Source organism: Lactobacillus sp., assembly GCF_051893255.1.
Classification (GTDB): Bacteria; Bacillota; Bacilli; order Lactobacillales; family Lactobacillaceae; genus Lactobacillus.
Genome location: NZ_JBJFHB010000016.1, coordinates 1 through 3,351 on the forward strand (window position 1 = coordinate 1; position 3,351 = coordinate 3,351).

At 47.0% G+C, this 3,351-nt stretch carries 3 protein-coding genes; 2 read left to right on the forward strand and 1 reads right to left on the reverse strand.

Annotated elements, in window-relative coordinates; genetic code table 11:
• Both ACI4WN_RS01200 and ACI4WN_RS01205 read left to right on the forward strand, forming a co-directional pair.
• Positions 1–975, forward strand: a 975-nt coding sequence (locus ACI4WN_RS01200) for a peptide ABC transporter substrate-binding protein (protein ID WP_439776617.1), incomplete at its 5' end; no start/stop codon positions are given.
• A 94-nt stretch (positions 976–1,069) separates the two neighbouring features.
• Positions 1,070–1,312, forward strand: a complete 243-nt coding sequence (locus ACI4WN_RS01205) for a hypothetical protein (RefSeq protein ID WP_439776618.1) — start codon at positions 1,070–1,072, stop codon at positions 1,310–1,312.
• A 50-nt stretch (positions 1,313–1,362) separates the two neighbouring features.
• On the opposite strand, the gene ACI4WN_RS01210 is transcribed toward ACI4WN_RS01205, so the two are convergent.
• Positions 1,363–3,324, reverse strand: a complete 1,962-nt coding sequence (locus ACI4WN_RS01210; RefSeq protein ID WP_439776619.1) for an EAL domain-containing protein — start codon at positions 3,322–3,324, stop codon at positions 1,363–1,365.
• Between the last annotated feature and the right edge of the window lie 27 nt (positions 3,325–3,351).

Sequence of the window (3,351 nt, forward strand, 5' to 3'; positions counted from 1 at the left end):
GGGTGGACTGGGTCAAACCTGTCTTGGACCATGGTTAAGAACCAGGAATACTGGAACGCTAAGGCTGTAAAACTCCAAACTATCCACTTTGCCGTTGAAAAATCACCATCTACGGCTTACAACCTTTACCAAGATGGCAAGCTAGACACGGCTAGTCTCAGCTCTCAGGCTTCCAAGAACCTGCAAAAGTCTCCTGAATATGTTGTAAGAAAGGCTAACGGGACCACTTACTTCCAATTTAACCTGAAGCAGAAGAAGTTCCAAAGCACCAAAATGCGTCAAGCAATCTCCATGGCCCTAGACAGAGACGCTTTGGCCAAGACCCTGGGCGGCGGCTACACGGGTTCAAAGAACTTTACGGCTGCCGGCATGACCAAGGTGAACGGGAAAGACTTTACCGACTTGTCTCAAACAAAGGAAAGCCTGCTGGTTACTGGTCACCACAAAAAGCTCGCCCAAAGCTACTTTAAGGAAGGTTTGAAGGAACTTGGCTTAAAGAAGCTGTCCTTCACGGTAATTACTGCGGATGATGATACGTCCAAGTCAATCGGTGAATACTTCCAAAGTGCCATGGAATCAACTTTTGGCAAGCAAATCGACGTCAAGGTGCAGAGCCTGCCAACCAAGTCTCAGTTTGCCAAGATGGACTCAGGCAACTTTGAAGCCACGATCAGCGGCTGGAATGCCGACTTTGCTGACCCAATTTCCTTCCTAGACTGCATGACCTCAACTAATGGCTACAACTCTGGTAAGTGGACCAACAAGACTTACGACAAGCTGGTGGCCGAATCTAAGACCACTTCAGACAGCAGCCAGCGGATGAAGCTTCTTGAAAAGGCCGAAAACACCCTGTTAGTTGACCAAGGGATTACGCCACTGATCCAAACTGGCAGCGCCTGGATGCTGAAGAGCAAGGTGAAGGGGCTGATCTACAACGGTTCATACTACTTTGAACATGTTTACATTGAAAAGTAGGCTACTGCCACACATCAATTGTAGAAAGACACGTAAATTGGTATAATTAAGGTAATAGTAGGGGGAACTCTAATTAACGAAGGAGCAAAAGAAAATGAAAAACTCAAACTCACCAATTTACAATATCTGGATGGTTGTCCTCTTGATTGCGGCTTACGTGTGGCCAGTCTTTGGGCTGGCACCGGCGATCTACCTCTTTATCAAGCGTAAGGATGAGAATCTTGTTCCTTTAAAGAACTGGATCACATTTGCCCTGATCTGGCAAATCGTGCTCTGGTTCTTGCTGATCATTGCCTTAATCTGCTTTGTAGCGATTGCTGGCTCGGCTGGCAAGTAAAAATCGACAAACTAAAACCGCTAGTCACGCGACTAGCGGTTTTCTTCTGCCTATAAATATGGCGCCATTTTTTTGTAAAGGTCAGCTAAAGGAACAGGCGGGCTGAAGAGGAAGCCCTGGGCCAGGTTGCAGCCGGCTTCTTTGAGGAAGTCAAACTGTTCTTGAGTCTCAACCCCTTCACAGACGGTTCTGATCCCTAATTCCTTGGCCATCTGGCAGATATTGCGGACAATCGTCTTGGACCGGTCATCAAATCTTCTGAGGAAGACCATGTCAATCTTGATCACGTCGAAGTGATAGTCTTTCAAAACATTCAAGCTGGAATAGCCACTGCCAAAGTCGTCCATCCAAACCTGGTAGCCCAGGTCATGGAAGTGCTGAACGGCTTCAACCATAGCCTGGCTGCTGTCATTAAGGGCACTTTCGGTAATTTCGATGTGTACTTGATCGCGGCTGAGCCCGTAACGAGCAACTGTGTCTTCGATCTTTTGGTAAATATTGCAGGCTTCCAGGTCTGTTCTGGAAATGTTGAAGCTGATGGGGAAGATTTCTTTTTCCTTTTTTCGTAAAAACTCAGCGTCTTGCCCATAGCCCTCTAAGACGTGGCAGTCAACCTTGTAGACTTCCCGGTTGGCCTCCAGGGCAGGGATAAACTTGTCTGGAGACAGGAAGCCGTATTTGGGGTCAATCCAGCGCGACAGGGCCTCACATTCAGCCAGCTTCATGTTTTGGATGTCGATCAAGGGCTGGTAGTAGATCTTGAGCCAGTTGTCGCGGCAGGCCTGGTCGGTCTCGCTCAGAACATGGACTCGGATTTCATCCGCCTTGGCCAGCTGGTCATCATAGTAGCCGATAGAGGCATTTTTCAGCTTGATTGAGTGAAGGGCACTGGCGGCCTGGTCGAGTTCATGCAGCAGCTCAGTATTGCGCTGGCGGCGCAAAAGATGCCGGCTGGGCTTGAAGGGAGCTAAGCCAACCTTGAAGAGTAAAGTTTCGCCAGTGCTCAGGGCCGCAACTGCTTTAATGATCTTGGAAAAATTGTCTTCGTCTTGCTTTTCAATAATGCCGATGAAGTGGGCGCCATTGCGGGAAATTATTGACTTCGGAAACTGCTCTTGCAGCTGCTGGCAGATAAATTTTAAGAGATTGCTGCCGTCCTGGTAACCGTTAGTTAAGTTGTAGTCATGCAGGTTGACCAGGGAGCTGTAAAAAATGGTCAGCTCCTGTTTTTGGTCAAACTGCTTGAGGCTTTCCTCGTAATGCTCCATGAAATAGTGGAGGCTTTTGGCCCCAGTCAGCTGATCATCATCATATTTCTTCAAGTAGCTTTCATAGCGGGTAACGCTGAAGATATTATATTTCATGAAAATAACGTACATGATGCAGGAAATAATAGCTAAAAAGCTGACCACGTAAGCGATTGGCGTTGGGACTGCTGAGTTGCTGCCATCAAGGAACATGCGGGGAAATTCCGCCTGGGCTACGACAAGTATCATGCAGAGTACGGTGGACCATAAGAAGCGGCTGTCTTCCGTGATGACAGTCTGCTCCTGGCTGATGTAGCGGATTTCTTTTTTAAAAAGAAAATAGAGGCAGAGGGTTAAGATAATGGTGAAAAAGTCCCATTGCCAGTTCTGATTGGCTAAAAGGGATGAAATTTCAGCGGCGATAACAAATTGACAGTAAGTGAAGACGGCTACGGACGGCTTCTTGTTAATTAGACGCTGATAAAGGAAAATGACTGGGATCAATGTCAAGAGGATCAATCCAGTTGCCAGAAAGAAGTCGCTTAAGGTGTTAAGGCTAAGCAGGGGGGTTAGCTTCTGGTAAAGGAAGACAGTCATGATCATGGACGTGTTTAAAGAGAGTAGGAAGGCTCCCAGGCTTTTGCCAATCCGTTTTGGGATGGTTTCCTCTTTAAAAAATAACTGATCGGTAATCAAAGCGATAAAAAAAGCCTGCAGGAGAAAAGTGTGGTTGCGGGCATAAAAGGTTGTAAACCAGGCTATCATGTGTCCTTCCTCGAAATAATCTCTTTA

What these genes read in the sequence shown, in the direction of transcription:
- ACI4WN_RS01205 (WP_439776618.1), top strand. Translation starts at nt 1,070, where the DNA reads ATGAAAAACTCAAACTCACCAATTTACAATATCTGGATGGTTGTCCTC.
- ACI4WN_RS01210 (WP_439776619.1), bottom strand. Translation starts at nt 3,324, where the DNA reads ATGATAGCCTGGTTTACAACCTTTTATGCCCGCAACCACACTTTTCTC.